Annotated in this window: 38 protein-coding genes and 1 pseudogene; all 39 read right to left on the minus strand. The window is 65.5% G+C overall.

Going from position 1 to position 26,991, the window contains the following annotated elements:
• Positions 1-181: 181 nt before the first annotated feature.
• The 39 genes and pseudogenes from glmM to C5B99_RS12895 all read right to left on the minus strand — a co-directional run bounded on the left by glmM (position 182) and on the right by C5B99_RS12895 (position 26,971).
• Entirely contained in the window at positions 182-1,546 is a 1,365-nt protein-coding gene (gene glmM, locus C5B99_RS12705; protein ID WP_104242635.1) for a phosphoglucosamine mutase, read from the minus strand.
• A 15-nt stretch (positions 1,547-1,561) separates the two neighbouring features.
• Complete coding sequence (rpsI, locus tag C5B99_RS12710; RefSeq protein WP_104242637.1) at positions 1,562-2,047, minus strand: 30S ribosomal protein S9; 486 nt, start codon at positions 2,045-2,047, stop codon at positions 1,562-1,564.
• Positions 2,048-2,073: 26 nt separating this feature from the next.
• Complete coding sequence (gene rplM / locus C5B99_RS12715; RefSeq protein ID WP_104242639.1) at positions 2,074-2,517, minus strand: 50S ribosomal protein L13; 444 nt, start codon at positions 2,515-2,517, stop codon at positions 2,074-2,076.
• A gap of 193 nt (positions 2,518-2,710) precedes the next feature.
• Positions 2,711-3,040 carry a hypothetical protein gene (locus tag C5B99_RS12720; RefSeq protein WP_104242641.1) on the minus strand — a complete coding sequence of 110 codons (330 nt, stop codon included), beginning with the start codon at positions 3,038-3,040 and terminating at the stop codon, positions 2,711-2,713.
• Positions 3,041-3,075: 35 nt separating this feature from the next.
• On the minus strand, positions 3,076-3,999 hold the full coding sequence (locus C5B99_RS12725) for a tRNA pseudouridine(38-40) synthase TruA (RefSeq protein ID WP_104242643.1): 924 nt from the start codon (positions 3,997-3,999) through the stop codon (positions 3,076-3,078).
• A 98-nt stretch (positions 4,000-4,097) separates the two neighbouring features.
• Entirely contained in the window at positions 4,098-4,661 is a 564-nt protein-coding gene (rplQ, locus tag C5B99_RS12730; RefSeq protein ID WP_104242645.1) for a 50S ribosomal protein L17, read from the minus strand.
• Positions 4,662-4,706: 45 nt separating this feature from the next.
• A complete protein-coding gene (locus C5B99_RS12735; protein WP_104242647.1) occupies positions 4,707-5,702 on the minus strand; it encodes a DNA-directed RNA polymerase subunit alpha in 996 nt (331 codons plus the stop codon).
• A 149-nt stretch (positions 5,703-5,851) separates the two neighbouring features.
• The gene (rpsK, locus tag C5B99_RS12740) at positions 5,852-6,250 is read right to left on the minus strand and encodes a 30S ribosomal protein S11 (RefSeq protein ID WP_068479244.1); all 399 of its coding nucleotides are present in this window, start codon (positions 6,248-6,250) and stop codon (positions 5,852-5,854) included.
• Between the two features lie 42 nt (positions 6,251-6,292).
• On the minus strand, positions 6,293-6,667 hold the full coding sequence (rpsM, locus tag C5B99_RS12745) for a 30S ribosomal protein S13 (RefSeq protein ID WP_068479246.1): 375 nt from the start codon (positions 6,665-6,667) through the stop codon (positions 6,293-6,295).
• A 191-nt stretch (positions 6,668-6,858) separates the two neighbouring features.
• On the minus strand, positions 6,859-6,972 hold the full coding sequence (gene rpmJ / locus C5B99_RS12750) for a 50S ribosomal protein L36 (protein WP_008361054.1): 114 nt from the start codon (positions 6,970-6,972) through the stop codon (positions 6,859-6,861).
• Positions 6,973-7,041: 69 nt separating this feature from the next.
• On the minus strand, positions 7,042-7,263 hold the full coding sequence (gene infA, locus C5B99_RS12755; RefSeq protein ID WP_066056559.1) for a translation initiation factor IF-1: 222 nt from the start codon (positions 7,261-7,263) through the stop codon (positions 7,042-7,044).
• A 150-nt stretch (positions 7,264-7,413) separates the two neighbouring features.
• Entirely contained in the window at positions 7,414-8,253 is an 840-nt protein-coding gene (gene map, locus C5B99_RS12760) for a type I methionyl aminopeptidase (RefSeq protein ID WP_104242649.1), read from the minus strand.
• A gap of 44 nt (positions 8,254-8,297) precedes the next feature.
• Positions 8,298-9,257 (minus strand): hypothetical protein, encoded by a 960-nt coding sequence (locus tag C5B99_RS12765; RefSeq protein WP_146082007.1) that lies wholly within the window; start codon positions 9,255-9,257, stop codon positions 8,298-8,300.
• 9 nt (positions 9,258-9,266) lie between these two features.
• On the minus strand, positions 9,267-10,184 hold the full coding sequence (locus C5B99_RS12770; protein WP_146082008.1) for a hypothetical protein: 918 nt from the start codon (positions 10,182-10,184) through the stop codon (positions 9,267-9,269).
• 139 nt (positions 10,185-10,323) lie between these two features.
• Positions 10,324-11,475, minus strand: a complete 1,152-nt coding sequence (locus C5B99_RS12775) for a CaiB/BaiF CoA-transferase family protein (RefSeq protein ID WP_181065013.1) — start codon at positions 11,473-11,475, stop codon at positions 10,324-10,326.
• Positions 11,476-11,483: 8 nt separating this feature from the next.
• Entirely contained in the window at positions 11,484-12,656 is a 1,173-nt protein-coding gene (locus C5B99_RS12780; protein ID WP_104242655.1) for an acyl-CoA dehydrogenase family protein, read from the minus strand.
• A 210-nt stretch (positions 12,657-12,866) separates the two neighbouring features.
• Positions 12,867-13,490, minus strand: a complete 624-nt coding sequence (locus C5B99_RS12785) for an adenylate kinase (protein ID WP_104242657.1) — start codon at positions 13,488-13,490, stop codon at positions 12,867-12,869.
• Complete coding sequence (gene secY / locus C5B99_RS12790) at positions 13,487-14,845, minus strand: preprotein translocase subunit SecY (RefSeq protein WP_104242659.1); 1,359 nt, start codon at positions 14,843-14,845, stop codon at positions 13,487-13,489. The genes C5B99_RS12785 and secY overlap by 4 nt, the downstream gene beginning before the upstream one ends.
• A gap of 72 nt (positions 14,846-14,917) precedes the next feature.
• On the minus strand, positions 14,918-15,391 hold the full coding sequence (gene rplO / locus C5B99_RS12795; protein ID WP_104242661.1) for a 50S ribosomal protein L15: 474 nt from the start codon (positions 15,389-15,391) through the stop codon (positions 14,918-14,920).
• On the minus strand, positions 15,388-15,576 hold the full coding sequence (rpmD, locus tag C5B99_RS12800; protein WP_104242663.1) for a 50S ribosomal protein L30: 189 nt from the start codon (positions 15,574-15,576) through the stop codon (positions 15,388-15,390). The genes rplO and rpmD overlap by 4 nt, the downstream gene beginning before the upstream one ends.
• On the minus strand, positions 15,576-16,253 hold the full coding sequence (gene rpsE, locus C5B99_RS12805; protein WP_104242810.1) for a 30S ribosomal protein S5: 678 nt from the start codon (positions 16,251-16,253) through the stop codon (positions 15,576-15,578). Before rpsE ends, rpmD begins: the two co-directional genes overlap by 1 nt.
• A 32-nt stretch (positions 16,254-16,285) precedes the next feature.
• Positions 16,286-16,657, minus strand: a complete 372-nt coding sequence (gene rplR, locus C5B99_RS12810; RefSeq protein WP_104242664.1) for a 50S ribosomal protein L18 — start codon at positions 16,655-16,657, stop codon at positions 16,286-16,288.
• 2 nt (positions 16,658-16,659) lie between these two features.
• Positions 16,660-17,196: a 50S ribosomal protein L6 gene (gene rplF, locus C5B99_RS12815; protein WP_104242666.1), complete on the minus strand. Its 537-nt coding sequence runs from the start codon at positions 17,194-17,196 to the stop codon at positions 16,660-16,662.
• A 6-nt stretch (positions 17,197-17,202) separates the two neighbouring features.
• The gene (rpsH, locus tag C5B99_RS12820) at positions 17,203-17,601 is read right to left on the minus strand and encodes a 30S ribosomal protein S8 (protein ID WP_068479267.1); all 399 of its coding nucleotides are present in this window, start codon (positions 17,599-17,601) and stop codon (positions 17,203-17,205) included.
• 125 nt (positions 17,602-17,726) lie between these two features.
• On the minus strand, positions 17,727-18,314 hold the full coding sequence (rplE, locus tag C5B99_RS12825) for a 50S ribosomal protein L5 (protein WP_104242668.1): 588 nt from the start codon (positions 18,312-18,314) through the stop codon (positions 17,727-17,729).
• Positions 18,315-18,439: 125 nt separating this feature from the next.
• Positions 18,440-18,784, minus strand: a pseudogene (gene rplX, locus C5B99_RS12830) (50S ribosomal protein L24); the annotation flags it as partial.
• Between the two features lie 3 nt (positions 18,785-18,787).
• Positions 18,788-19,156: a 50S ribosomal protein L14 gene (rplN, locus tag C5B99_RS12835; RefSeq protein WP_068479273.1), complete on the minus strand. Its 369-nt coding sequence runs from the start codon at positions 19,154-19,156 to the stop codon at positions 18,788-18,790.
• Between the two features lie 39 nt (positions 19,157-19,195).
• Complete coding sequence (gene rpsQ, locus C5B99_RS12840; protein WP_104242672.1) at positions 19,196-19,492, minus strand: 30S ribosomal protein S17; 297 nt, start codon at positions 19,490-19,492, stop codon at positions 19,196-19,198.
• Positions 19,492-19,821 carry a 50S ribosomal protein L29 gene (gene rpmC, locus C5B99_RS12845; RefSeq protein WP_104242674.1) on the minus strand — a complete coding sequence of 110 codons (330 nt, stop codon included), beginning with the start codon at positions 19,819-19,821 and terminating at the stop codon, positions 19,492-19,494. Before rpmC ends, rpsQ begins: the two co-directional genes overlap by 1 nt.
• A 2-nt stretch (positions 19,822-19,823) precedes the next feature.
• The gene (gene rplP, locus C5B99_RS12850) at positions 19,824-20,240 is read right to left on the minus strand and encodes a 50S ribosomal protein L16 (protein WP_068479279.1); all 417 of its coding nucleotides are present in this window, start codon (positions 20,238-20,240) and stop codon (positions 19,824-19,826) included.
• A gap of 2 nt (positions 20,241-20,242) precedes the next feature.
• On the minus strand, positions 20,243-21,001 hold the full coding sequence (gene rpsC, locus C5B99_RS12855; RefSeq protein WP_104242676.1) for a 30S ribosomal protein S3: 759 nt from the start codon (positions 20,999-21,001) through the stop codon (positions 20,243-20,245).
• Positions 21,001-21,384 carry a 50S ribosomal protein L22 gene (gene rplV, locus C5B99_RS12860; RefSeq protein WP_104242678.1) on the minus strand — a complete coding sequence of 128 codons (384 nt, stop codon included), beginning with the start codon at positions 21,382-21,384 and terminating at the stop codon, positions 21,001-21,003. The genes rpsC and rplV overlap by 1 nt, the downstream gene beginning before the upstream one ends.
• A 24-nt stretch (positions 21,385-21,408) precedes the next feature.
• Positions 21,409-21,690, minus strand: coding sequence for a 30S ribosomal protein S19 (gene rpsS, locus C5B99_RS12865; protein ID WP_068479286.1), 282 nt, complete (start codon positions 21,688-21,690; stop codon positions 21,409-21,411).
• Between the two features lie 11 nt (positions 21,691-21,701).
• Positions 21,702-22,541 (minus strand): 50S ribosomal protein L2, encoded by an 840-nt coding sequence (rplB, locus tag C5B99_RS12870; RefSeq protein ID WP_068479288.1) that lies wholly within the window; start codon positions 22,539-22,541, stop codon positions 21,702-21,704.
• A 25-nt stretch (positions 22,542-22,566) separates the two neighbouring features.
• Positions 22,567-22,866, minus strand: coding sequence for a 50S ribosomal protein L23 (gene rplW / locus C5B99_RS12875; protein WP_068479290.1), 300 nt, complete (start codon positions 22,864-22,866; stop codon positions 22,567-22,569).
• Positions 22,863-23,510: a 50S ribosomal protein L4 gene (gene rplD, locus C5B99_RS12880; protein ID WP_104242680.1), complete on the minus strand. Its 648-nt coding sequence runs from the start codon at positions 23,508-23,510 to the stop codon at positions 22,863-22,865. Before rplD ends, rplW begins: the two co-directional genes overlap by 4 nt.
• A 6-nt stretch (positions 23,511-23,516) precedes the next feature.
• Positions 23,517-24,170, minus strand: coding sequence for a 50S ribosomal protein L3 (rplC, locus tag C5B99_RS12885; RefSeq protein WP_104242682.1), 654 nt, complete (start codon positions 24,168-24,170; stop codon positions 23,517-23,519).
• Positions 24,171-24,178: 8 nt separating this feature from the next.
• Positions 24,179-24,487 (minus strand): 30S ribosomal protein S10, encoded by a 309-nt coding sequence (gene rpsJ, locus C5B99_RS12890; RefSeq protein ID WP_068479296.1) that lies wholly within the window; start codon positions 24,485-24,487, stop codon positions 24,179-24,181.
• Positions 24,488-24,856: 369 nt separating this feature from the next.
• A complete protein-coding gene (locus C5B99_RS12895; protein ID WP_104242684.1) occupies positions 24,857-26,971 on the minus strand; it encodes an acyltransferase family protein in 2,115 nt (704 codons plus the stop codon).
• Positions 26,972-26,991 lie beyond the last annotated feature (20 nt).

The raw sequence follows: 26,991 nt of genomic DNA on the forward strand, positions 1-26,991 counted from the left end.
ACTCGGGTGGTAACCCTGACCGAGAGGCTCTCTGAGGTTCGCCGCTTCGAAGCTGGCAGGGCAAGAGGTGTCCCGCAGAACGAGAAAGAGGTCCCGCTCCACCAGATGACGGTGGGGCGGGACCTCGTTCTGAGACTCGGTCCGAGCGGCATGAGATCAGAGACCTCGCGGAGCGCTGACCTTAGAGGGCCAACCGCTCGCGGACGACTGCGGCGAGGGCCTCCGCGTGACGCTGTGCGGTCTCCTGCTCCCCCGCCTCGATCATGACGCGCACGAGCGGCTCCGTTCCGGATGGCCGCAGCAGGACACGTCCGGTCTCACCGAGTTCGAGGGCGACCTGGGCGACTGCAGCCTGCAGCGGCTCGTCGCTAGCGCAGTCCTCCTTGCGCACGCCGGGCACATTGATGAGCACCTGCGGGTACACGCGCATGACGGACGCGAGCTCGGCGAGCGTCTTGCCGGTTCGCCGCATCTCGGCCGCGATGTGCAGACCGGTGAGGATGCCATCTCCCGTCGTGGCGTAGTCGGTGAGGATGACGTGTCCGGACTGCTCCCCGCCGAGGGCGAGCCCCCGCTCGTTGAGCTCCTCGAGGACATACCGGTCACCGACCTTGGTCTCGATCATGCGGATGCCGGCTTCGCGCATCGCGATCTTGAGGCCGAGGTTCGACATGACGGTGGCGACGAGGGTGTCCTCGCGCAGCGCGCCGCGCCGACGCATGGAGACGGCCAGGATGGCCATGATCTGATCGCCGTCGACGACCTTGCCGTCGGCGTCGATGGCAAGACACCTGTCTGCGTCTCCGTCGTGGGCGATGCCCAGGTCCGCCCCGAGCTCCGTGACCGTGCGAGCGAGTTCGCCGAGGTGCGTCGATCCGACACCCTCATTGATGTTGAGTCCGTTCGGCGCGTTGCCGATGACCGTGACTTGAGCGCCCGCGTCGGTGAAGACCTCGGGCGAGACGCCGGCGGCAGCACCATGCGCGCAGTCGAGGACCACGTGGAGTCCACGCAGCGGCGAGGTGCCGTCTTCGCGGAGCGGCAGGCTGCGGAGCAGGTGCAGGGCATAGCGGTCTTCGGCATCGGCGAAACGCTCGATGCTTCCGACCCCAGCTCCCGTCGGGGTCAGCTTCTCCCCGCCGAGGAGCGCCTCGATCTGGTTCTCGAGGTCGTCGGCGAGCTTGCGACCGCCGCGAGCGAAGAACTTGATGCCGTTGTCGGGCGCAGGATTGTGGGACGCCGAGATCATGACGCCGAAGTCGGCCCCGATCTCGGCGGTGAGAAACGCCGCGGCCGGCGTCGGGATGACTCCCGCGTCGAGTACGTCGACACCAGAGGAGGCGAGTCCCGCCGCCACGGCAGCAGAGATGAACTCACCTGAAACCCGCGGATCGCGGGCTAAAACAGCACGAGGCCGCCGCCCGTGCTCGCGAGCTGATGTCGCGAGCACGATGGCAGCGGCCTGGGCGAGGCTGAGGGCGAGCTCGACCGTGAGGTGGTCGTTCGCAAGCCCACGAACCCCGTCCGTTCCGAAAAGCCTAGGCATTCGAAATGTCTGGACTTAGCGCTTCGAGTACTGAGGCGCCTTACGGGCCTTCTTGAGTCCAGCCTTCTTGCGCTCCTTGACGCGAGCGTCGCGTGACAGGAAGCCAGCCTTCTTGAGCTCGGGGCGGTTGTTCTCGCGGTCGATCTCGTTGAGAGCGCGTGCGATGCCGAGGCGGAGCGCGCCGGCCTGACCGGAAGGTCCGCCACCCGAGATGCGTGCGATGACGTCGTATGCGCCACCCAGGCTCAGGATCGTGAACGGGTCGTTGATCAGCTGCTGGTGCAGCTTGTTCGGGAAGTAGTCGGCGATGTCACGGTCGTTGACCGTGATGGTGCCGGTTCCCGGGATGAGGCGCACGCGGGCGATTGCCTGCTTGCGACGGCCGACGGCTGCACCGGGAACGGTGAGCGCCGGACGAGGAGCCTGGACGGCCGCCTCTGCCTCGGGGGTTTCGGTCGAGTAGCTCTGCGGCTGCTCGATGGACTCTGCGATGGTTGCCACTGTGTTCTCTTTCCTAGCTCGGGCCGCTACTGGGCAACCTGGTCGAAGACGTACGGCTTCGGCTGCTGGGCTGCGTGCGGGTGCTCTGCACCTGCGTAGACCTTGAGCTTCTTGAGCTGGTTGCGTCCGAGCGTGTTCTTGGGGAGCATGCCGCGGATCGCCTTCTCGACGGCGCGCGTCGGGTGCTTCTCGAGCATCTCCGTGTAGGAGGTCGCCGTCAGTCCACCCGGGTAGCCCGAGTGGCGGTAGGCGAGCTTCTTCTGGAGCTTGGAGCCCGTCAGCGCGACCTTCTCTGCGTTGATGACGACGACGAAGTCGCCCATGTCAACGTGCTGAGCGTAGGTTGCCTTGTGCTTGCCGCGGAGCAGAGCTGCCGCGTGGGTTGCGAGCCGGCCGAGAACGACATCAGTCGCGTCGATGACCACCCAGTCATGGGTGATGTCACCGCCCTTTGGTGTGTACGTGCGCATGGATGTGCACCTTTCGTCGAAATGAGGAGGTCGTGAATCCCACTCGGTCGTGATGGTTGCGGTTGAGCCTCCGGGAAGGGTTCTCCCGGGGAGGCCTCACCACGAACGTCACCGTCGAGGGCTCAACTTCGAAGCCGACACCGGAGTGCAGACAACTTGAGTAGCTTACGTCAGTGGTCGCCTGGGCGCAATCTCAAACCGACGGAGCGGCGAGGCGTCGCGCTCGAACCGTCCTGAACCGGGCGGCCGCACCGAAGACGCCGACCATGAGCATTGTCCCAACTCCCCCAGCGATGAGCGACGCGGAGAAGAAGAAGGAGCCGAGGAAGACGTCGGGGTCGGTTGGGTCCAGTGCCGGCATCAGGATGCTGAGCAGCGCGTACGCCAGAACGAGGACTGCAACCCCGAGAGCCGACCAAGCCGCAGGCACGATGGCTCGGGGCCACAGCCTGCCGACCACGCTCAGCACGGCGAAGACGGCGACAGGCAGGGCCAGCGCCGCGTAGCTGATGAGGTCGACCATGACCCCAGTCTGGACCCTCGGAGGATTCCTGGGAATCAGTCGAGAGATGTAGATCGGTCAGCGATGCCCGCAGGCGAGGTGAGTGGCTCCACCAGACGGAGGGCGGGCCGCTGCGCCCGCGTCACGGCCTGGCGCTCACGGAGATGAGCGTCCGCCGGGTAGCCCACTCCCGTGAGCGTGAGCCCCTTCGCCGCCAGGACGGGGAAGGCGCTGCTTCGCTCCGTCGCCTGGAGCAGCGAAGGCACGTCCGAGAGCCGGATGCGCCCGGCACCGACCTCAGCGCACATGCCGACGAGGGACCTGACCATGGAGTGGCAGAAGGCATCCGCTTCGAGCTTCGCGACGACGACGCCCTGCTCGTCGCGGACCCAGTCGAAGCGCTGCAGGGTCCGGATCGTCGTCGAGTTCGGGCGCGGTCGGCAGAAGCCGGCGAAGTCGTGGAGGCCGATGAGCTTGTCTGCGGCCACCTGCATGAGGCCCGCGTCGAGCTCTCGCGGGACGACGGCCGTGCGGTGCCGCTCGATGGGGTTCGGAGGCGTTCGGCGATCTGCGATGCGGAACTCGTAGCTCCGGGAGATCGCCGAGAACCGAGCGTCGAACCCCTCCGGCGCAGGCGCCACCGCCGCGAGGACGACGTCGGTGTCTCGACCGAGGACCCCGTTCACCCGACGGAGCAGGATGTCGGACACCTCGTCGCTGGACCGACGTCGGACGTTCTCGACCCCGAGGTCGTCGAGGTCGAGGTGCGCGACCTGCGCCGTCGCGTGGACCCCAGCGTCGGTTCGGCCCGCGACCGTGAGCAGCGGACCATCGGGAAGCTCTCGTGCGACGAGCCTGATGGCGTCCTCGAGGGCGCCCTGCACCGTTCGCAGTTCCGGCTGCGCCGCCCACCCGCTGAACGCGGACCCGTCGTAGGCGATGTCCAGACGGAACCGTGTGCTGCCTCGTCCGTGCCCCATGCGCCCATCCTCCCTCACCCGAGCCGGTTTATCGACGACACGACGGAGCCCCCGAGCAATCGCGATGATTGCTCGGGGGCTTCGACGATCAGCTTCGACTACTTGGCGTCGTCGGCCTTCGCGTCAGCGTCCGACTCAGCGGCGTCTGCAGCCTCGGAAGGCTGCGTTCCGCCGTCGGACGTGGGCTCGGAAGCCTCCGTGTCGCCTGCGGCTGCGTCGACCTCGTCGGTCGCGGGCTCGTCGACCTCAGGCTCTGCAGGTGCGGCGGCCGGAGCCGTCTTCACTGCGGATGCCTTCGGCGTGACGGGCTCGAGGACGAGCTCGATGACTGCCATGGGGGCGTTGTCGCCCTTGCGGTAGCCGGTCTTGATGATGCGGGTGTACCCGCCTTCGCGACCTTCCATCTGCGGCGCGATCTCCGTGAAGAGCTCGTGCACGACGGTCTTGTCGGTGACAATCTGCAGCACGCGACGGCGAGCGTGGATGTCTCCGCGCTTCGCGAAGGTGATCAGGCGCTCAGCGAGCGGACGGAGGCGCTTGGCCTTCGTCTCGGTCGTCTGGATGCGCTTGTGCGTGTACAGCTGCGCCGCGAGCGTAGCGAGCATGAGGCGCTCGTGTGCGGGGCCGCCTCCGAGGCGAGGACCCTTGTTGGGCTTAGGCATTCGTCATTCTCTTTCGTGTGAAGTCGGTCTGGCGGGCAGGTCTGTTTAGACGTACTCGCCGGTGTCGTCGCCGGCACCGTAGAAGTGAGCACCCTCGAACCCGGGAACCGAGTCCTTGAGCGAGAGGCCGAGCTCGGTGAGCTTGTCGCGCACCTCGTCGACCGACTTCTGACCGAAGTTGCGGATGTTCATGAGCTGCGTCTCGCTGAGAGCGACGAGCTCGGAAACCGTGTTGATGCCCTCGCGCTTGAGGCAGTTGTACGAGCGCACGGAGAGGTCGAGATCTTCGATCGGCATCGAGAGCTCGTTGGTGAGGACGGCGTCGACCGGCGCTGGGCCGATCTCGATGCCCTCTGCCTGCTCGTTCAGCTCGCGAGCGAGGCTGAAGAGCTCGACGAGCGTGCGACCGGCAGATGCGATCGCGTCGCGCGGCGAGATGGCCGGCTTCGTCTCCACGTCGACGACGAGGTTGTCGAAGTCGGTGCGCTCACCGGCACGGGTCGCGTCGACGCGGTAGGTGACCTTGAGGACCGGCGAGTAGATCGAGTCGATCGGGACCTGACCGGCCTCGGAGAACTCGTTGCGGTTCTGGGTCGCCGAGACGTAGCCGCGGCCGCGCTCGATCGTCAGCTCGAGCTCGAACTTGGCGTCGTCGTTGAGCGTCGCGATGACGAGCTCCGGGTTGTGCACCTCGACACCGGCAGGTGCTGAGATGTCAGCCGCCGTCACTTCGCCCGCCCCGGTCTTGCGGAGGTAGGCCGTGATCGGCTCATCGTGCTCGCTGGAGACGACCAGCTGCTTGATGTTGAGGATGATCTCGGTGACGTCTTCCTTCACACCAGGGATGGTGGTGAACTTGTGGAGGACACCGTCGAGACGGATGCTCGTGACTGCTGCTCCGGGGATGGAGGACAGCAGGGTGCGACGCAGTGAGTTGCCGAGGGTGTAGCCGAAGCCGGGCTCGAGTGGTCCGATCGTGAACTTCGAGCGGTTCTCGGAGAGGCTTTCCTCGGTGAGCGTTGGACGCTGTGCGATAAGCACTATGGGTTCCTTTCGGCAAAGTGTCCGCTATATGACACTTGGCGATTCAGCCGACGCACGTCGTCGACCGGGTGTGGAGTTCGAGCGGGGACGCCGAACATCCGCCACGAGGCCCTCCCTCGCGGGAGAGCCTCGCGGCGGACGGGAGGCTAGACGCGGCGACGCTTCGGAGGGCGGCAGCCGTTGTGTGCCTGAGGGGTGACGTCGTTGATCGAGCCGACCTCGAGGCCTGCGGCCTGAAGCGAGCGGATCGCGGTCTCGCGACCGGAGCCCGGTCCCTTGACGAAGACGTCGACCTTCTTCATGCCGTGCTCCTGCGCCTGGCGAGCTGCAGCCTCGGCTGCGAGCTGCGCGGCGAAGGGCGTCGACTTGCGCGAGCCCTTGAAGCCGACTCCACCGGAGGAAGCCCAGCTGATGACAGCGCCGGACGGGTCGGTGATCGACACGATCGTGTTGTTGAAGGTCGACTTGATGTGAGCCTGGCCCACTGCGACGTTCTTCTTGTCCTTCTTGCGCGGCTTACGAGCGGCGCTCTTTGGGGTAGCCATTTTTCTCTCCTACGAAATCTGCGGGCGCTGTCGCGGCGGCGACTAGCGTGCCTTCTTCTTGCCGGCGACCGTGCGCTTCGGGCCCTTGCGGGTACGAGCGTTCGTCTTCGTGCGCTGACCGCGCACGGGAAGGCCGCGGCGGTGGCGGAGACCCTCGTAGCTGCCGATTTCGACCTTGCGGCGGATGTCAGCTGCGACCTCACGGCGGAGGTCACCTTCTACCTTGAAGTTGCCTTCGATGTAGTCGCGGAGCTGAACCAGCTGCTCGTCGTCGAGGTTCTTGACGCGGATGTTGCCGTCGATGCCGGTGTCCTCGAGTGCCTTGAGGGCGCTCGTGCGGCCGACGCCGTAGATGTAGGTGAGTGCGATCTCAACGCGCTTTTCGCGTGGGAGATCGACGCCTGCGAGACGTGCCATGGGATTTCTCCTGTGGGTTGAGGTGTGATGCACCGGATGGGCCCCGGCCTCGGTCCGAAGGTGTCCCCGCCTGGGCTGAGCCCGGCGGTTCTTACTGGTGCTGTTTCGTATTCAGTTGTGACGTCGGGCGCGTGTGCACCCATGGGACGTCTCGCGCGCCTGAACTGGCCGGCGAGGTGAGTCCCGAGCGATTAGCCCTGGCGCTGCTTGTGGCGCGGGTTCTCGCAGATGACCATGACGCGACCGTGGCGGCGGATAACCTTGCACTTGTCGCAGATCTTCTTGACGCTGGGGTTGACCTTCATTGAAGTTCCTTCTGTGATCGCTGGCCTCGTGCTGGGCAGACGTCTGCCCAGCCGTTCCTTACAGCGTGCCTACTTGTAGCGGTAGACGATGCGGCCGCGGGTCAAGTCGTACGGGCTCAACTCCACGATCACGCGGTCCTCGGGAAGGATGCGGATGTAGTGCTGACGCATCTTGCCCGAGATGTGAGCAAGAACCTTGTGTCCGTTCGAGAGTTCTACGCGGAACATTGCGTTTGGCAATGCCTCGACAACCGAACCCTCGATCTCGATGACGCCGTCTTTCTTGGCCATAGCCTCACTGTCGTTTGCTATTGAATGCACGCTGGTCGTGCGGATGGACGGTGACGACGCGCGCGAAAACGCAACGCAAAAGACACCAAGCGTCAACTCTAGGCCGTCTCCCCGTGGAGTGCAAGTGCGGGGATGCACCGCCGATGGAGGTCAGGCTCCTGCGCCGGCCGGCAGGGTGGGGACGACTCCGAACGGCTCGAGACCCGCCGCTCCCCCGTCATGGGCGGTGGAGACCCAGATGCCGTCGGCGTGCACCAGGATCGTGTGCTCCCAATGGACCCCGAGCGAGCCGTCCGCTGAGCGAACGGTCCAGTCGTCGTCATCGATGACGACGTCAGGGCCCCCGAGCGTGATCATGGGCTCGATGCAGATGGCCAGGCCAGGCTTGACCACCGGCCCGCGCCCGAAGACGCGGATGTTGTGCACGGTCGGTTCCTCGTGCATGCTGCGGCCGATGCCGTGCCCCGCGAAGTCCTCGAGGATGCCGTAGTCACCGGACTGTTCGATGGACTCCTCGACGGCAGCTCCGACCTCGGCGAGGTGCCGAGCGGTCGCCAGCTTCGCGATGCCCGCCCAGAGCGAGCGCTCGCAGGCCTCGCTGAGACGCGACCCGTCAGCCACCGCGTTCGTGTCCGCTGCTTCGCCGGGGACGACGAACGTTCGGGCCGAGTCGCCGTTCCAGCCCTCGAACATGGCCCCGGCGTCGATGGAGACGAGCTGGCCCGCCGTGAGCGGCTTGTCGTCCGGGATACCGTGGACAACCGCGTCGTCGACGGAGGCGCAGATCGTGTGTCGGTACCCCGGAACCAACGCGAAGTTCGGCACTGCGCCCCTCTCGCGGACGACGCGCTCGGCGATGCCGTCGAGCTCCAGCGTCGTCACCCCCGGACGGATCGCCTCGGCGACGGCATCGAGGGCGAGGGCCGTGATCCGGCCGGCTGGCACCATCGCCGCGAGCTCGGCGGGTGTCTTGTAGATGCTCTTGCGCATCAGGAGAGTCTACGCGCCCGGCTCCTTCTCGCCGCCGAGGGCGCTCACTCGAGGGCGCGACAGGCTCCCGAGAAGCTGAGCACGTAGACCCCATCGGTGTCGTAATAGAGAATCGCGAAGCGCACGTTCGAGGCGGACTCGGACTCCCCGATGATCTCGCTCATCGTGCCCCGCACGACCAGCGGATGCTCAGCCCACAACGCGCGAACCGCCTCACCATCGAAGGCAGTCCCATCGGTCTGGAAGTACGAGGTCACGTTGACGGCGACGCCCGCTTCATCACCAGCACCGCAAGTGGTCGCCGTGACGAGCAGCGGCTCGGTACCCGCGGAGTCCCGCACGTACTCGGCCGTCGGGATCAGCGCCATGGTGCTTTCCGCGAGCGCGAGAACTCCCTGCCGTTGCTCCGGCGTCACCCGCGTCAGCGCGTAGGCCGCGTCACCCTCCGCCGTGTCCGCGATCAATGCCCCGTCACCGCCATCCTCGTCGGCGCTGCCCGCATACTCCTCGTCGGCTCCGGACGGCCAGGTCGTCCCGAGCGCCGACATTCGAGGTCCGAGAAGGGCCGCAGCAGCGGCCGTGATGAACAGGCACGCGACGAGCAGCGTCGCCATGGCAGAGACGCGCGCAACCGCGCGTGCGGTGACCAGCGTGCCGGACAGGAGCTGCGCATCCTGGCTCCGCAGCTTGACGGCAAGATGCTTCGCGAGGCTCGACAGCACAGCAGGGACGGCAGCGGCGGCAACGAGAACGCCGAGCGCACCGAGCATCGTGAGGAAGGACTGCGGTTCGGGAACGGGGAACCAACCGACCCACGACGGCAACCGCGCGACACCGAGCGGCTGCGGCATGGCCCCCGGTGAGAGGAGCACGAGCCAGATGGCGGCGAACAGCGGAATGCAGAGCGTCAACAGCGCGAGCACGATGACGGTCTTCGCAATCTGCACGTCCCCGGAGGAATGCCGACTGCGTGCATCCGTACGATCGTCGAGTTTCGGATTCATCGTTGCCCCTCAGTCGCTTGGCGAGCAGTGGCTGGTGACGGTGATGTTGAGCCAGCCTTGGGCGTCGCCCCGCATCCTGACCTGGTCGATCGCCTGTGCGGTAGAGCCGACCGCGTAGTTCGTGCCCATGGCCCGGTCGTATGTCAGTCCCCGCGCCTTCCAGAGCTCGATGATGTTCTGCTCGTCCGTGACGGTGTCGGGGCCGCTCACACTCAACTGCACCTCGTACGCGACTCCACGCGACGTTGTCTCGTCCGGGTAGTCGCCCGTCTCTCCGCCCGGCACGCAGGCGATCTCGACCGGTTCGGCATTCAGGGGCCCGACCATGAGGTTGGGGACGGGACTCTCCATGGTCGCCACGGTCGCGTCACGCAGGTCGAGGACGCCGGCCCGCAGCTGGTCGGCAGACAGCGAGGTCACGGCGCCGGGCTCATCCAACGGCTCCTCACCTGGCCAGTAGGTCTGAGCTGGAGGTGCGGAGGGTTCTGCCTGAGGGGCCTCCGTCTGCACCTCCACCTGAGCAACGATCGTGCGCCCCGCCTCAAGCGTCCAGAGCAACGTGAAGCCGAGATGGGTGGCGGCGATCACCGCGGCCACACTCACCATCGCCAGCGACACGGACCGTGTGCGACGCAGCGCCACCACCATGCACACCGCCGCCACGACAACTCCGGCCGGCCACAGCGCCAGGAGCAATCCGGGACGGACGTACCGGTCCATGAACGCTCCTGGCTCGGGCAGAGAAGGCCCTGGCTCCCACGGCACGAGTGCAAACGCATGCCACGGTGTGATGCCGACGAGAAGGGCGGCGACGAATGTCGCGATGGCGAGAAACTTGAGCCACCAGGCGGGACGTGGTGTGGTCCCCGGCACGTCTGCGGGTGGCGTGCTCGCCCGCACACTGTGCTCGACGGTCGACGGTCTCATAGGGCCTCCGTGTTCGTCCCGCACTCGATGATGTGCGGTCCTGTGACGCTAGCCCGACACCGGGATGCGGACCCCCCAACCAGCGACAACGCTTCTGCAACAGCGGCTCTGCGAGGGTCACGGTTGCGTAACCGGGAAGCTATCGCCAGTCGACGGACGTGCCCGCGGAGCCAAGATCTGGTGGCTGCTGTCCGTACACCGCCGGCGTCCGTGACAAGTGAATGGGGTTGGCCGTCAACCGCACCGATTCCCCAGCTCCTGCTCCCAGTTCCACGACAGGCTCAAGGCCAAGGCCCTCTGCGAACGCAAACGCCTCGGCGACGTCGTTCACGAGGCCGGCCGGCACGCGTGCACTCGTCAGGAGCTCGACCCATTCGCTGGCCGCGCGCTCCCCCAGCCTCGCCGCAATGAGCGCACGGAGGGCCTCGCGGTTGTGCACGCGGAGCTGGTTGGTGCTGAAGCGCGGGTCTCCAGCGAGGCCAGGACCGCCGAGGACCCCGACAAGTGCTGCGAACTGCCGATCGTTGCCGACGGCGATCACGAGCGGACGGTCGCTCGCGTCGAACAGCTCGTACGGGGCGATGCTCGGATGCGCGTTGCCGAGCCGTGCGGGAGCCCGGCCCGTCGCCAGCGTGCTCGATGCCTGATTGGCGAGCGCCGACAGCAGGCTCGTCATCAGGTCCACCTCCACGCGCTGACCCGTCCCAGACCGCTCGCGCTCGCGCAGGGCGAGCAGAATGCCCGTGACCGCGTTCAGCCCAGTCAGCACGTCGACGAGCGCGACGCCGACCTTGCTCGGCTCACCGTCCACCGGGCCCGTGATGCTCATGAGTCCGCCGACGGCCTGCACGAGGAGGTCGTAACCTGGCAGCGCCGCTCCCCCGCCTCCGCCGAAACCGGTGATGGAGCAGAAGATCGCCGACGGGTTCTCGGCCCGCACCGAGTCGAAGTCGAGCCCGAAGCGCGCCATGACCCCGGGCCGGAAGTTCTCGACGACGATGTCCGCCTCCCGCGCGAGTCGGCGCGCGGCCGCAGCGTCCTCGTCGCGGGTGAGGTCGAGCACCAGGGATCGCTTGCCGCGATTCACGCCGGAGAAGTACGTCGACTGACCGCGCGCATCCACCGGTGGAGTCCACGCTCTCGTGTCGTCACCGCCCGGGGGTTCCACCTTGATGACGTCGGCGCCGAAGTCGGCGAGCATCATCGTCGCGTACGGTCCGGCGAGCACGCGGGAGAAATCCGCGACCCGCACGCCGCTCAGCACGCCGTCGCGTTCGCGATCCGAGAGCACCGGTGCCCCTACCGGAACGCCGGAATGCCAGTGAGCTTGCTGCCAAGCACCAGCGTGTGGATCTCGTCGGTCCCCTCGTAGGTGCGGACCGACTCCAGGTTGTTGGCGTGGCGGAGCGGCGAGTGGTCGAGGGTGATGCCGTTGCCGCCGAGGATCGTCCTCGCCTCGCGAGCGATCGCGATCGCCTCGCGGGTGTTGTTGAGCTTGCCAGCGGAGATATGGTGCGGCTGGATGCGGCCCGCGTCCTTCAGCCGCCCGAGCTGGAGGGCGAGCAGGAAGCCCTTGTTGATCTCGAGGGCCATGTCCACGAGTTTTTGCTGCGTGAGCTGGAAGCCTGCCAGCGGACGGTTGAACGGCTGCCGCTCTCCCGCGTACGCGAGCGCGTCCTCGAAGCTGTCCCTGGCAGCGCCCATGACCCCCCAGGCGATACCGTAGCGGGCCTCATTGAGGCACTCGAACGGCCCACGCAGCCCGCGGGCACCGGGCAGCATCGCAGCGGCGGGGACCCGGACCTCGTCGAGGACGACGTCGCATTGGACGGACGCGCGCATCGAGAGCTTCGGGCCGATGGGGGTCGCCGAGAAGCCGGCGGAAGCCGTCGGCACGATGAACCCCCTGATGCCATCGTCCGTCTGCGCCCAGATGATCGCGATGTGGGCGAGGGACGCCAGGCCGATCCAGCGTTTGGTGCCGCTGAGCACCCAGTCCGAGCCATCTCTACGCGCGAAGGTGCCCATCGTCCCCGGATCGGATCCGGCAGCGGGCTCGGTCAGCCCGAAGCAGCCGATGACCTCGCCAGCCGCCATGCGCGGCAGCCACTCGACCTTCTGCTCCTCGCTCCCGTGCTTCCAGATGGCGCTCATGGCCAGAGAGCCCTGCACGGAGACGAAGGTACGAATACCGGAGTCTCCCGCCTCGAGCTCCGCCGCGGCGATGCCGTACTCGACGGCGCTGCGACCAGCGCACCCGTAGCCGCTCAAGTGCATGCCAAGCAGCCCCTCGCTCGCGAGCATCGGCACGAGGTCGATCGGGAAGACGGCGTCCTCGTACCAGGACGCGATGTGCGGCCTGACGTGCTCGTCGACGAGGAGTCGGACGCGGCTGCGCAGCGCCAGCTCCTCCTCGCTCAAGAGCACGTCGAAGTCGATGAGGTCATGGGGCTCAGCTGAGAGTGAGGACATCTGTGTCTCCGTTCCTGGACGACTGCGTCAACAGGGTTCTCCGGCTCTCCGAGCTGGAGGCGCCGACAGGGCAACGCTAGCCGACGAAGACAGCACAGAACCAGGTGCGAACGGCCCTGCGGTGTCTCCGCGGCGTGCATTCCGGCAAACGCAAGAGGACCCGAGCGGGAGAAATCCGCTCGGGTCCTTGCTTGTCTTGCCGGGTGAGTCCTATTTGCCGCTCAGGCGGTGCAGTGGATGACGCAGGCCCCGCTGCTCGAGAGCAGCGAAGATGCGGTTCCGGACTTCCTCGACGGTGCCGAAGCCGTTGACGCTCACGAGCGATCCGCGAGCGGAGTACGTCTCGAGAAGCGGCGCGGTCTCCTGCAGGTACACGTTCTGACGGTGCCTGATGGCCTCTTCCGTGTCGTCGGCGCGGCCCTGCTCGAGCGCGCGGCGGCGGAGGCGCTCCACGACGCTGTCGATCTCGACCTTGAGCTCGATGACGGCATCGATCGCCGTGCCCTGGTCAGCGAGGAGCTGCGTGAGGAACGCGACCTGCTCGAGTGTGCGCGGGTAGCCGTCGAGGAGGAAGCCGCCAGCGGCGTCGGCCTCCGTGAGGCGGTCGCGGACGAGCTCGTTCGTCAGCGAATCGGGAACCAGGTTGCCGCTCTCGATGATCTCGCGGACCTGGATGCCGAGGTTCGTGCCGTTCTTGATGTTGGCACGGAAGATGTCACCGGTCGAGATGGCTGGGATACCGAAGGCCTCGGCGATGCCGACGGCCTGCGTTCCCTTGCCGGCCCCGGGGGGACCAACGATGAGCAGGCGGAAGGTCTGGTCGTGATGTGTCATCGGAGAAGCCCCTCGTAGTTGCGTTGTTGGAGTTGAGCGTCGATCTGCTTCACCGTCTCGAGTCCGACGCCCACGACGATGAGGATCGATGCGCCGCCGAACGGGAAGTTGGCATTTGCATTGACCGTGGACAGCGCGATGAGCGGGATGAGCGCGAGCACGCCGAGGTAGAGCGAACCGGGGAAGGTGATTCGCGTGAGCACGAAGTTCAGGTACTCGGCGGTGGGGCGTCCGGCACGGATGCCGGGAACGAAGCCACCGTGCTTTCGCATGTTCTCGGCAACCTCCTCAGGGTTGAAGGCGATCGCGACGTAGAAGTACGTGAAGCCGATGATGAGGAGGAAGTAGACCGCCATGTAGAGCGGGTGGTCGCCCGTCGTGAAGTTGTTCATGACCCAGGTGACCCACTCTGGCGGGGTCTCCCCCGCGGCAGGCTGGTTGAACTGGGCGACGAGCGCGGGAAGGTACAGCAGCGACGAGGCGAAGATGACAGGGATAACGCCTGCCTGGTTCACCTTGATCGGGATGTACGTGCTGTTGCCGCCATACGTGCGGCGTCCGACCATGCGCTTCGCGTACTGGACGGGGATGCGACGCTGCGACTGCTCGACGAAGACGACGGCCATCATGATGAGCAGCCCGATCGCGATGACGATGACGAGCGTGGTCATTCCACCGGTACCGGCGGCGATGGCGCCGAAGGCGGACGGGAACGAGGCTGCGATCGACGTGAAGATCAGGAGCGACATGCCGTTGCCGACGCCGCGCTCGGTGATGAGCTCGGCCATCCACATGATGACCGCGGTGCCAGCTGTCATGGCTGCGACCATGAGCACGACGCGCACCATGTTGATGACGGCGTTCTCCGGGGTCGCGGCGGACTCGTTGAGCATGTCGAGGACGTTCTCGCAGGCAGGGTTGCCCGTGCCGAAGAGCGTTCCCGACTTCGCCACCGTCACGAGTGTCGTCGCCTGGAGGATCGCGAGGGCGATGGTCAGGTAGCGCGTGTACTGCGTGAGCTTCGACTGACCCGCCTGACCCTCCTTGTGGAGCGCCTCGAAGTGAGGGATGACCACACGCAGCAGCTGCGTGATGATCGAGGCCGTGATGTACGGCATGATGCCCAGCGCGAAGATCGACAACTGCAGCAGCGCGCCACCGGAGAACAGGTTGACCATGTCGTAGAGACCGGCCATCTGCGTTCCAGTGTCGAGACACTGCTGCACGTTGACGTAGTTCACAAATGGGCCAGGAACCGTGGTGCCGATCCGGTAGATGGCGACCATAGCGAGCGTGAAGAGGATCTTGCGACGAAGATCCGGTGTCTTGAACACTCGTGCGACGGCACTGAACACTACGTTCCTGCTTTCATTTCTCGTGAAAGAGACAAACGGGGGTCGGCAACCGCCGACCCCCGCTTGGAGTTGCTACTTGACGGAACCGCCGGCGGCAACGATCTTCTGCTCTGCTGAGCTGGAGACCTTGTCGACCGCGACGTTCAGCTTAACCGCAATCTCACCATTGCCGAGCACCTTGACGGGCTCGTTCTTGCGAACCGCACCCTTTGCCACGAGGTTCGCGATGGTGACATCGCCGCCCTCGGGGAAGAGCTCGGCCAGCTTGGAGAGGTTGACGACCTGGTACTCGACGCGGAACGGGTTCTTGAACCCGCGCAGCTTCGGCGTACGCATGTGCAGCGGCATCTGGCCACCCTCGAAGCCGATACGCACTGTCGTGCGCGCCTTCGAGCCCTTGGTGCCGCGACCGGCGGTCTTGCCCTTGGAGCCCTCACCGCGACCAACGCGCGTCTTGGACTTCTTGGCACCGGGAGCGGGGCGGAGGTGGTGGACCTTGAGCTGAGGCTCGGAGGTCACATCCTTCTCGTTCTCGTTCTTGGTCATTCGGAGATCTCCTCAACTGAAACCAGGTGAGCGACTGTCTTGACGTAGCCGCGGTTCACCGAGTTGTCCGGCTTGACGACGGTGTGGCCAATGCGCTTGAGGCCGAGCGAGCGCAGTGTGTCGCGCTGGTTCTGCTTCTCGCTGATCTTGGACTTGATCTGGGTCACCTTGAGACTCTTGGCCATCAGGCACCGACCTTCTGTGCTTCGGCTGCGGCCTTGGCCGCGTTGGCCTCGGCACGCAGAATGCGCTGCGGAACGACCTGGTCGACGGGCAGGCCACGACGAGCTGCGACTGCGCGCGGCTCCTCGAGCTGCTTCAGCGCCGCGACGGTTGCGTGCACGATGTTGATCGTGTTCGACGAACCGAGCGACTTCGACAGGACGTCGTGGATGCCCGCGCACTCAAGCACGGCGCGGACGGGGCCACCGGCGATAACACCGGTACCTGCAGCGGCGGGACGGAGCAGGACGACGCCTGCTGCTGCCTCGCCCTGCACGGGGTGCGGGATCGTCTTCAGGACGCGAGGAACGCGGAAGAAGTTCTTCTTCGCCTCTTCGACGCCCTTGGCGATGGCCAGCGGGACCTCACGGGCCTTGCCGTAGCCGACGCCCACGAGTCCGTTGCCGTCGCCGACGACGACCAGCGCGGTGAACGCGAAGCGACGACCGCCCTTGACGACCTTGGAGACGCGGTTGATGGTGACGACGCGCTCCAGGAACTGGTTCTTGTCATCGCGCGAGTTGCGGTCGCGGCCGCCCTGGCCACGCTCGCCACGACCACCGCGGCGGTTGTTGTCGCGACCTCCGTCGCGCTGTGCCGACTCACTCGACGCGGCCGTCTCAACGGGCGTGTCGGTCATGTTGTCGGGCGTGTTGGTGTCGATTTTCTCGGTCACAGGTTCAGCCCTGCCTCTCGTGCTCCATCAGCGATGGCCGCGACGCGACCGGCGTACTTGTTGCCGCCGCGGTCGAAGACCACGCTTTCGATGCCGGCGTCCTTGGCGCGTGCGCCGACGAGCTCGCCGACCCGCTTCGCCTTGGCCGACTTGTCACCGTCGAACTCACGCAGCTCGGCTTCCATGGTGGATGCCGAAGCCAGCGTGATGCCCTTGGTGTCGTCGACAACCTGGACGAAGACGTGACGCGCCGAGCGCGTGACGACGAGACGGGGACGCTGTGCGTCGCCGGAGACCTTCTTGCGAAGGCGGACGTGGCGGCGACGGGTCGCTGCCTGCTTGCTCTTTCCTCGAGTTCCGAGTCCCATGGTTACTTACCTGACTTTCCGGCCTTGCGGCGGATCTGCTCGCCCTCGTAACGCACGCCCTTGCCCTTGTAGGGCTCGGGGAGGCGGAGCTTGCGGATGTTCGCTGCGACCTCGCCGACAGCCTGCTTGTCGATTCCGACGACCGTGAGCTTGTTGTTGCCCTCGACCTGGAACGTGATGCCCTGGGGGGGCTCGACGTTGATCGGGTGCGAGTAGCCGAGTGCGAACTCGACGCCCGTGCCCTTGGAAACGATGCGGTAACCGGTTCCAACGACCTCGAGCTTCTTCGTGTAGCCCTCGGTGACGCCGATGATGTTGTTGTTGATGAGCGTGCGGGTCAGGCCGTGCAGTGCACGCGACTCACGCTCGTCGTTCGGACGCGTGACGAGAAGCTGACCGTCTTCGAGCTTGACCTCGATGGGGTTCGCGACGACGAGCGCGAGCTCGCCCTTCGGTCCCTTGACGGTGACGTTCTGCGCGTCGATCTTGATGTCAACGCCTGCTGGGACGCTGATCGGGAGACGACCAATTCGTGACATGACGGATTACCACACGTAGGCGAGGACTTCTCCGCCTACGCCCTTCTGCTCGGCCTGACGGTCCGTGAGGAGACCGGAGGAGGTGGACAGGATGGCAATGCCGAGGCCGCCGAGGACGCTTGGCAGCTCGGTCGAGCGCGCGTACACGCGGAGACCTGGCTTGGAGACGCGCTTGATGCCGACGATCGACCTCTCGCGGTTCGGACCGAACTTCAGCGAGAGAGTGAGGGTCTGGCCCACTCGTGCATCTTCGACTGTCCAGTCGGTGATGTAACCCTCGCGCTTGAGGATGTCGGCAATGTGGGACTTGAGCTTCGAGCTCGGCATCGACACGGAGTCGTGGTGCGCCGAGTTCGCGTTGCGCAGTCGCGTCAGCATATCTGCGACGGGATCTGTCATCGTCATGATGAGTGCCTTTCGCCTGGTTTCGCGGGGCCGTACACGGCCCCGCGACCTGTGGTGGACGGGCCATTGCGGTTGCAACAGCCCGATGGGGTCACGGCATACGCCGTGACCCTCGGGTGTTCAGACTAGTTCTGCTGGAGACCGGCCTGGAACGGGAAGCCGAGCTTGCCCAGGAGAGCGCGCCCATCTTCGTCGTTCTTCGCCGTCGTGACGACGGTGATGTCCATACCGCGTGTGCGGTCGATCTTGTCTGGATCGATCTCATGGAACATTACCTGCTCCGTGAGGCCGAAGGTGTAGTTTCCGTTTCCGTCGAACTGGCGGTCGTTGAGACCACGGAAGTCGCGGATACGGGGAAGAGCGAGCGAGAGCAGGCGGTCGAGGAATTCCCACATGCGGTCGCCGCGCAGTGTGACGTGCGCGCCGATCGGCTGTCCTTCGCGCAGCTTGAACTGTGCGATCGACTTCGTGGCCTTCGTGACCTTCGGCTTCTGACCGGTGATCGCCGTGAGGTCCGTGATGGCACCCTCGATGATCTTTCCGTCGCGAGCTGCTTCGCCAACACCCATGTTCACGACGATCTTCACGAGACCGGGAACCTGGTGGACGTTGCTCACGCCGAGGTCTGCCTGCAGCTGAGCCTTGAGCTCGTCGCGGTACTTCAGCTTGAGACGGGGCTGGATTTTGCCAGCCTCCGTGGCGATGTCAGTCATATCTACTCGTCGTCCTTCTTCTTCGGTGCGGCGGCCTTGGCCTTCGTCGCGGGCTTCTTCTCAGCCTTCTCAGCCTTGTCGGCCTTGGCGGCCTTCTCGACCTTGGCCGGCTTCGCAGCGCGGCGCGATGGCTTGAAGACGCGCGTGCGCACCGTCTTGGTCACGCCGTCCTTCGTGACCTCTTCGACCTGCACACCGGTGCGAGCCGGCTGCTTGGTCTCGGGGTCGACGAGTGCGACGTTGGAGATGTGGATGGGGGCCTCGACGGTCTCGATGCCACCCGTCTTCGTGCCACGCTGCGTCTGTCCGACGCGAACGTGCTTGGTCACGAAGTTGATTCCCTGAACGAGAATGCGGTTCTCTTCGCGGAGCACCTCGAGCACTTCGCCCTGCTTGCCGCGGTCTCCACCACGAGCCTGGCTCGGGCCCGAGATGACCTGGACCAGGTCGCCCTTGCGGATCGTTGCCATGGGTTAAATCACCTCCGGCGCGAGCGACACGATCTTCATGAACTTCTTGTCGCGGAGTTCGCGACCGACCGGTCCGAAGATTCGAGTGCCACGCGGCTCGTTGTCACCCTTGAGGATGACGGCTGCGTTCTCGTCGAACTTGATGTACGAACCGTCGGGACGACGGGTCGACTTGACTGTGCGAACGATGACGGCCTTGACGACCTCACCCTTCTTGAGGTTTCCGCCGGGGATCGCGTCCTTGACGGTCGCGACGATGACGTCACCGATCCCCGCGTAGCGGCGGCCGGAGCCACCGAGTACGCGGATCGTGAGGAGTTCCTTGGCGCCGGTGTTGTCGGCGACACGGACTCGTGATTCTTGCTGAAGCATCTGTCAAATTCCTTCGCTGAGTGGTCGAAGAGGCGAGGCCTACTTCGCCTTCTCCAGGATCTCGACCAGGCGCCAGCGCTTGGTAGCGCTGAGGGGACGGGTCTCTGCAATCAGGACGAGGTCGCCGATGCCGGCCTGGTTGTCGGCGTCGTGCGCCTTGACCTTGCTCGAGCGGCGGAGCACCTTGCCGTAGAGGGGGTGCTTGACGCGCTCTTCCACCGAGACGGTGATGGTCTTTTCCATCTTGTCGCTCGTGACGTAGCCGCGCCGGGTCTTGCGGTAGTTGCGCTCGTGCGCTTCTTCCGTTGCCTCGGGCTGTGTCGTGCTTTCAGCCATTACTTGGTCTCCTCGTTCTCAGCCTCGGGCGCAGCCTCGGAGGCTTCGGCCTTCTTCGAAGCCTTGGCGGCCTTCGACTTCTTGGCCGGCTTCTCGACCGGGGCCGGGGTTGCGCGGATCCCGAGCTCACGCTCGCGGATCACCGTGTAGATGCGCGCGATGTCGCGCTTGACCTGACGGATGCGTCCGCGCTCTTCGACCTGGTTGGTCACGGCCTGGAAGCGCAGGTTGAACAGCTCTTCCTTGGCCTTCTTGAGCTCCTCGACGAGACGTCCGTCTTCGAAGTTGTCGAGCTCGGTGGTGGCGAGCTCCTTGGTACCAATCGCCATGATTACTCGCCTTCCTCGCGCGAAATGATGCGTGCCTTGAGCGGCAGCTTGTGGATGGCGCGCGTGAGGGCCTCGCGAGCGAGCTCCTCGCTGACGCCGGCGACCTCGAAGAGGACGCGGCCGGGCTTGACGTTCGCAACCCAGGAGTCGACTGCACCCTTACCGGAACCCATGCGGGTCTCGGCGGGGCGAGCGGTCATCGGGCGGTCCGGGTAGATGTTGATCCAGACCTTGCCGCCACGCTTGATGTGACGCGTCATGGCGATACGAGCTGCCTCGATCTGACGGTTGGTCACGTAGGACGGGGTGAGCGCCTGGATGCCGAACTCGCCGAACGATACGGTGTTGCCACCCTTCGACATGCCGCTACGGTCCGGGCGGTGCTGCTTACGGTGCTTGACTCGACGTGGAATCAACATGGTTACGCCTCAACTCCTGCGGCGACCTGCTTCTCGTTGTCGCGGCGCGGGCCACGGCGTGAGCGGTCGTTACGGTCCCCACGGGACGACTTCTGGTTGGCCTGTTCGCGGGCGAGTTCCTTGTTGGTCATGTCGCCCTTGTAGATCCACACCTTGACACCGATGCGACCGTAAGTGGTCTTGGCCTCGTAGAAGCCGTAGTCGATGTTGGCGCGGAGCGTGTGCAGCGGAACGCGTCCCTCGCGGTAGAACTCCGAGCGGCTCATCTCAGCACCGCCGAGGCGGCCGGAGACCTGGATGCGGATGCCCTTGGCACCTGCACGCTGAGCGCCCTGGAGGCCCTTGCGCATCGCACGGCGGAAGGCGACACGAGCAGAGAGCTGCTCGGCGATGCCCTGCGCGACCAGCTGAGCGTCAGCCTCGGGGTTCTTGACCTCGAGGATGTTCAGCTGGATCTGCTTGCCCGTGAGCTTCTCGAGGTCGGCGCGGATGCGCTCGGCCTCTGCTCCGCGTCGTCCGATGACGATGCCGGGGCGTGCCGTGTAGATGTCGACGCGAACGCGGTCACGCGTGCGCTCGATCTCGATGCGGGAGACGCCTGCACGGTCGAGTGTCTTCTGGAGATACTCGCGAATGCGGATGTCTTCCTTGACGTAGTCGCTGTAGCGCTGACCCGGCTTGGTCGAGTCTGCGTACCAGCGGGAGACGTGGTCGGTCGTGATTCCGAGACGGAAGCCGTACGGATTGATCTTCTGGCCCATTACTTGCTGCTCCCCTTCTCGGCCTCGGCGAGCTCCGGCGTCGCCAGCACAACCGTGATGTGGCTTGTGCGCTTGTTGATGCGGAATGCTCGTCCCTGTGCACGTGGACGGAAGCGCTTGAGGGTTGCACCCTCGTCTACGAACGCCTTGGCGATGTAGAGGTCGCGCTCGTCAAGGAACTGGCTTTCCTTGTCTGCCTTGACACGTGCGTTGGCGATTGCGGATGCAACGACCTTGTAGACCGGCTCAGAGGCACCCTGAGGTGCGAACTTCAGGATCGCGAGCGCTTCGAGCGCCTGCTTGCCGCGGATCAAGTTGACGACGCGACGAGCCTTCTGAGGGGTGACGCGGATGTGCCGCACGCGTGCGGTTGACTCCACCATATTTTCCTCCTTCACGTCGCCGCGTTAGCGGCGACGACCCTTCTTGTCGTCCTTCTCGTGTCCACGGAAGGTGCGGGTCGGTGCAAACTCGCCGAGCTTGTGGCCGACCATGGTTTCGGTGACAAACACGGGGATGTGCTTGCGACCGTCGTGCACGGCGATGGTGTGGCCGAGCATGTCCGGCACGATCATCGATCGGCGCGACCAGGTCTTGATGACGTTCTTCGAGCCAGCTTCGTTCTGCTTGACCACCTTCTGGAAGAGGTGTTCGTCGACGAAGGGGCCCTTCTTGAGACTGCGAGGCATCTTCTGATCTCCTACTTACGCTTCTTGCCGGCAGGGCGACGGCGGACGATGAGCTTGTCGCTCTCCTTGTTGGGGCGACGGGTGCGGCCTTCTGGCTTACCCCAGGGGCTCACCGGGTGACGTCCACCGGATGTGCGGCCCTCACCACCACCGTGCGGGTGGTCGACCGGGTTCATGACGACACCACGGACCGTCGGGCGAACGCCGAGCCAGCGCTTGCGGCCGGCCTTGCCCAGGTTGATGTTCGACTGCTCGGCGTTGCCGACCTCGCCGATCGTCGCGCGGCAGCGCACGTCGACGTTGCGGACTTCGCCGCTCGGCAGACGCAGCTGGGCGTAGGGGCCGTCCTTCGCAACGAGGCGAACGGAGGCTCCGGCCGAGCGCGCCATCTTCGCGCCGCCGCCTGGGCGGAGCTCGATGGCGTGGATGACCGTACCGGTCGGGATGTTGCGAAGCGGGAGGTTGTTGCCCGGCTTGATGTCGGCGCCAGCGCCCGACTCGATGATGTCGCCCTGCTTGAGCTTGTTGGGAGCCAGGATGTAGCGCTTGGATCCGTCGAAGAAGTGCAGCAGCGCGATACGAGCGGTGCGGTTGGGGTCGTACTCGATGTGAGCGACCTTGGCGTTCACGCCGTCCTTGTCGTTACGACGGAAGTCGATGACGCGGTACTGGCGCTTGTGGCCACCACCGATGTGACGGGTCGTGATGCGTCCCTGGTTGTTGCGTCCACCCGACTTGGTGAGGGGGCGGAGCAGCGACTTTTCGGGAGTCGAGCGCGTGATCTCGGTGAACTCGGACACCGAGGCTCCACGACGACCTGGCGTCGTGGGCTTGTAATTGCGAATAGCCATGTGAATTCGTCCTCTGTGCTCTCGATTAACCGGCGTTCGAGAAGATGTCGATGGTGCCGGACTTGAGCGAGACGATGGCGCGCTTGGTGTCCTTGCGCTTGCCGAGCCCGAAGCGGGTGCGGCGCGTCTTGCCCGTGCGGTTCAAGGTGTTGACCTTGTCGACCTTGACGTCGAAGATCTGCTCGATAGCGAGCTTGATCTCGGTCTTGTTCGAACGGGGGTCGACCTCGAAGGTGTACTTGCCCTGGTCGATCAGGCTGTAGCTCTTCTCGGAGATCACCGGCGCGAAGATGATGTCGCGCGGGTCCTTGTTGTTTGCGCTCATGCGCCCTGCTCCTTGCTGGTCTTGCTCTCGACGAACGCGTCGTAAGCAGCCTTCGTGAAGAGGATGTCGTCCGAGACGAGGACGTCGTAGGCGTTGAGCTGGTCCACGAAGAGCACGTGAAGTGCCTGCAGGTTGCGGACGCTCAGCAGGCTGAGCTCGTCGCTGCGGTCGAGGACGACGAGGATGTTGCGTCCCGCCGCGACCTTCGCGATTGCTGCGGCTGCGACCTTGGTCGAGGCCTTCTCGCCCGTGACGAGGGAGTCGACGATGTGCAGGTGGCCACCGCGTGCGCGGTCGCTCAGTGCGCCGATGAGGGCGGCGGCAATCATCTTCTTGGGGGTGCGCTGCGAGTAGTCGCGCGGCGTCGGTCCGTGGACGACGCCACCACCCTTGTGCTGCGGCATGCGGACCGAACCCTGACGGGCGCGGCCGGTGCCCTTCTGCTTGAACGGCTTGCGACCGGAGCCGGAAACCTCTCCACGGTTCTTCGTCTTGTGCGTGCCCTGACGAGCAGCCGCACGCTGTGCGACGACGACCTGGTGGATCAGCGGGACGTTGGTCTGCGCGTCGAAGATGGCGGCAGGCAGTTCGACCGAGCCGGACTTCTTGCCGGCTGCGTCGGTGACGTCAATCTTGGTTGCCATAGGAAACTAGGCCCCCTTCACTGCGTTGCGAACGAAAACGAGACGACCCTTGGGGCCGGGGACAGCACCCTTGACGAGGAGGATGCCCTTCTCGGCGTCGGCTGCGTGAACCGTGAGGTTCTGGACGGTGACGCGGTCGCCACCCATCCGGCCAGCCATGCGCGTGCCCTTGAAGACACGGCTGGGGGTCGCGGAGGCACCGATGGAGCCGGGGCGACGGTGGTTCTTGTGCGCACCGTGAGATGCGCCGACACCGGAGAAGTTGTGACGCTTCATGACACCGGCGAAGCCCTTGCCCTTGCTGGTGCCGACGACGTCGATCTTGGTGCCGGGCTCGAACGTGTCTGCGCCGAGCTCCTGACCGATCGTGTACGAGGCTGCATCAGCGGTGCGGAGCTCGGTGATGTGGCGGCGAGGCGTGACGCCCGCTGCTGCGAACTTGCCGGCTGCCGGCTTGTTCACCTTGCGCGGGTCGATCGCGCCTGCGGCGATCTGAACGGCTTCGTAGCCGTTCTTTTCGACGGTCATGATCTCGGTGACGACGTTGGTGCTCACCTGGATGACCGTGACGGGGACGAGACGGTTTTCAGCGTCCCAGACCTGGGTCATGCCGAGCTTCGTGCCCAGCAGACCCTTGAACGTCTTGGTAGCGGTAGACATGTGTTTCCCTAGAGCTTGATCTCGATGTTGACATCGGCCGGAAGGTCGAGGCGCATGAGCGAGTCGACGGCCTTCGGCGTCGGGTCGACAATGTCGATCAGACGCTTGTGGGTGCGCATCTCGAAGTGCTCGCGGCTGTCCTTGTACTTGTGAGGGCTACGGATCACAGCGATCACGTTCTTCTCGGTAGGCAGGGGCACCGGACCGATGACGGAGGCGCCAGCACGGGTTACGGTGTCGACGATCTTGCGCGCCGAGCTGTCGATGACCTCGTGGTCATACGACTTCAGTCGAATGCGGATCTTCTGTCCCGCCATGGTTGACTCTCTCTCTCAATGACGTGCCGCCATTGCGGCTTCGCATGCAACCCCGTGGCGTCTTCACGCCGGGATTCGCACCACTGTTTTTCTGTCAAGTTCACCTGCTCGGAGCACAGGAGTGTACTCAAGCTGATGGACGGCCTTCGGGATTCGACCTCGGTGAGGTGTCTTCCTTTGGCCGGAGCTTTGCTCTGCTGCCGGCGGCCTAAGCTGCACACCAGGCGTCTTGCGACGCGGGGCGCTTATGCACACTCCGGGCAGTGATTCGAACACACGACTAGCGCCGTGCCCCGAAATACTGAACTCACCGAGTTTAGACCGGGGAGGCCTGTTCTTGCAACCCGGGCGTGTCGCGGATTTCGCTGGTCACTCGGCGCGCGCGTCCGCGAGGCCCTGCGCGATGACATCGGCGAGGAACACCGAGTACTCGCGACCCACGTGCGTCGGGTCCGAATGCACGGAGATCCCAGCGACGACGAGGGGGCAGAGCCCGAGCTCCACGTCGCAGAACCAGTCAGAAGTCCGGACGACCGCGGCTCCGCCTGCCGCCATCTGCTCGGCCTGGTGATCGCGACGCTCCACGAACTCCGGCCCGAAGGCGCTCGTGCAGGATTCCTCGGCCTGTTGTCGCGTCGATGCGGCGAGGCAGGCGTCCAGGGAGTTGGCGGGAGTCACTGCGTCGAGCCAGATGACGTCGATTCCCATCTCGGTGAGCTCGCGGACCAGTTCAACGGAGCCCTCGCCGAGCGTGGTTCCCTTGTTCCACGCGAGGTCACCGAACTGCTCCCCCACCCACCAGCCGCCATAGGAGATGATCACCGTGTCCGGTCGGTCCGCAGCAGCGAGCTCCATGACCCAGTTGTTGTGGGCGGCGCACTCGTCCTTCATGTCGCCCGATCTGTCGAGGGCTGCGCCCTGAGTGAAGGGGCACATGCTCTTGCCGAGCAGTTGCACGGTCGTCTCGTCACCGACAGCTGCCCGGACGCCGGGTGCCCAGGAGACAGCCTGCGAGTCGCCGACGATCCAGAGCTCTTCGCCGGAATCCTGATCGGCATCTTCGGGTGCGTAGCGGCAGTTGGCTCGATTGTCGTCGGTGACCGTCAGGCAGCCGTTCACCGACCATTCCGGGCCGAGTGCATCCCATCCCGAGACCGCCTCGCCGTTGAGCGCGGTCGGCTCGAGGAGCGCCTCGGTGATCGCGAGGCTCAACTGCTGCTCGCTCGTGACGGTCTGCCCGGGACCGAGGTCTGCGATGGCCTCCTGGCGCAGGCCAGGCGCGAGCTGCACACCCACGAAGGCCACGATGGCGATCAACGGCACACTGACCGAGGTCAGCAGCCGGGGATTGCGCTTCCATCTCGGTGCCGTCGAATCCACCTGGGCCACCGGATTGCGGACGCGGCCAAGGAACGCGAGGAAGCGCGACATCGCCCAGGCGACGGCGATGGACACAGCGAGGAGCAGGAGACCGTCGAAGAACGACACCGGCTCGCTGCGCTCGGGAAAGAGCTCGACGAAGAGCTTGAGGATCGGCCAGCTCCACAGGTACAGGCCGTACGAGAAGCCGCCGAGCCAGACGAGCGGTCGCCATGTAAGCAGACGATTCCCGCCGGAGAGCTCCCCGGAGGCACCTGAGATGAGCACGAGGAGCGCACCCCCGACGGGGTACAGGGCGATGAGGCCCGGGTACGGCCATTCGCTCGGGAGGAGACCCGCGGTGAGCACGAGTGCGAGGCCGAGGCTGCCGAGAAGCGCTCGCACGGTCTTCGGCAGGTGGATACGCGTCATCACGAGCGCGGCGACGGCGCCGATGCCGAACTCCCAGAGGCGGGCCCAGGTGCTGTAGTAGGTGGGCACAGGATCGCTCGCGACGCCGTTGAGCGCGTAAATGAGCGATGCTGCAGTGAGGAGCGCGAATCCCGCAGTAGCGACACGACGCACACGCCACTTCGCGAGCTTCGCAATGGCCCCCAGGATGAGCACGAATGCGAGCAGCAGCAGCGTCGCCTGCCCCTGGACCGACATCGCCCAGAAGTGCTGCACGGCCGACTTGTCGTGCCCCGCGGAGATGTAGTCGGTTGCGTCCCCCGCCAACCGCCAGTTCTCCCAGTACGTCGCGGCGGCGAAGATATCCGTCACGTTGCGCTGGAACGACAGCGGCGACTCGGTCATGAGGAGCACTGCTGAGACCACGATGAGGACGAGTCCGGCCATCGGGAAGAGCCGGGTGGCCGTGCGCTTGACGTACTGCCAGGCGCGGATGCTCCCCCGTCGCTCGAGCTCGCCGACAAGCGTCGTCGCCAGCAGGAACCCGCCGAGGACGAAGAAGAGGTCGACACCGCCGGAGACCGTGCCGAACCAGATGTGGAACGACGCGACGAGCAGCGAGGCGATCGCGCGCAGGCCCTGGATGTCCGAGCGGTAGCGATTCGGCTCCGGCCGAGCTGGCACGCTCGTCGGGCGTTCTGCGCGTACGGACATACGTCGTGCTCCCTGACTGC

The sequence above is a fragment of the Pseudoclavibacter sp. Z016 genome, from assembly GCF_002931215.1.
In the GTDB taxonomy this organism is placed as follows: domain Bacteria; phylum Actinomycetota; class Actinomycetes; order Actinomycetales; family Microbacteriaceae; genus Pseudoclavibacter.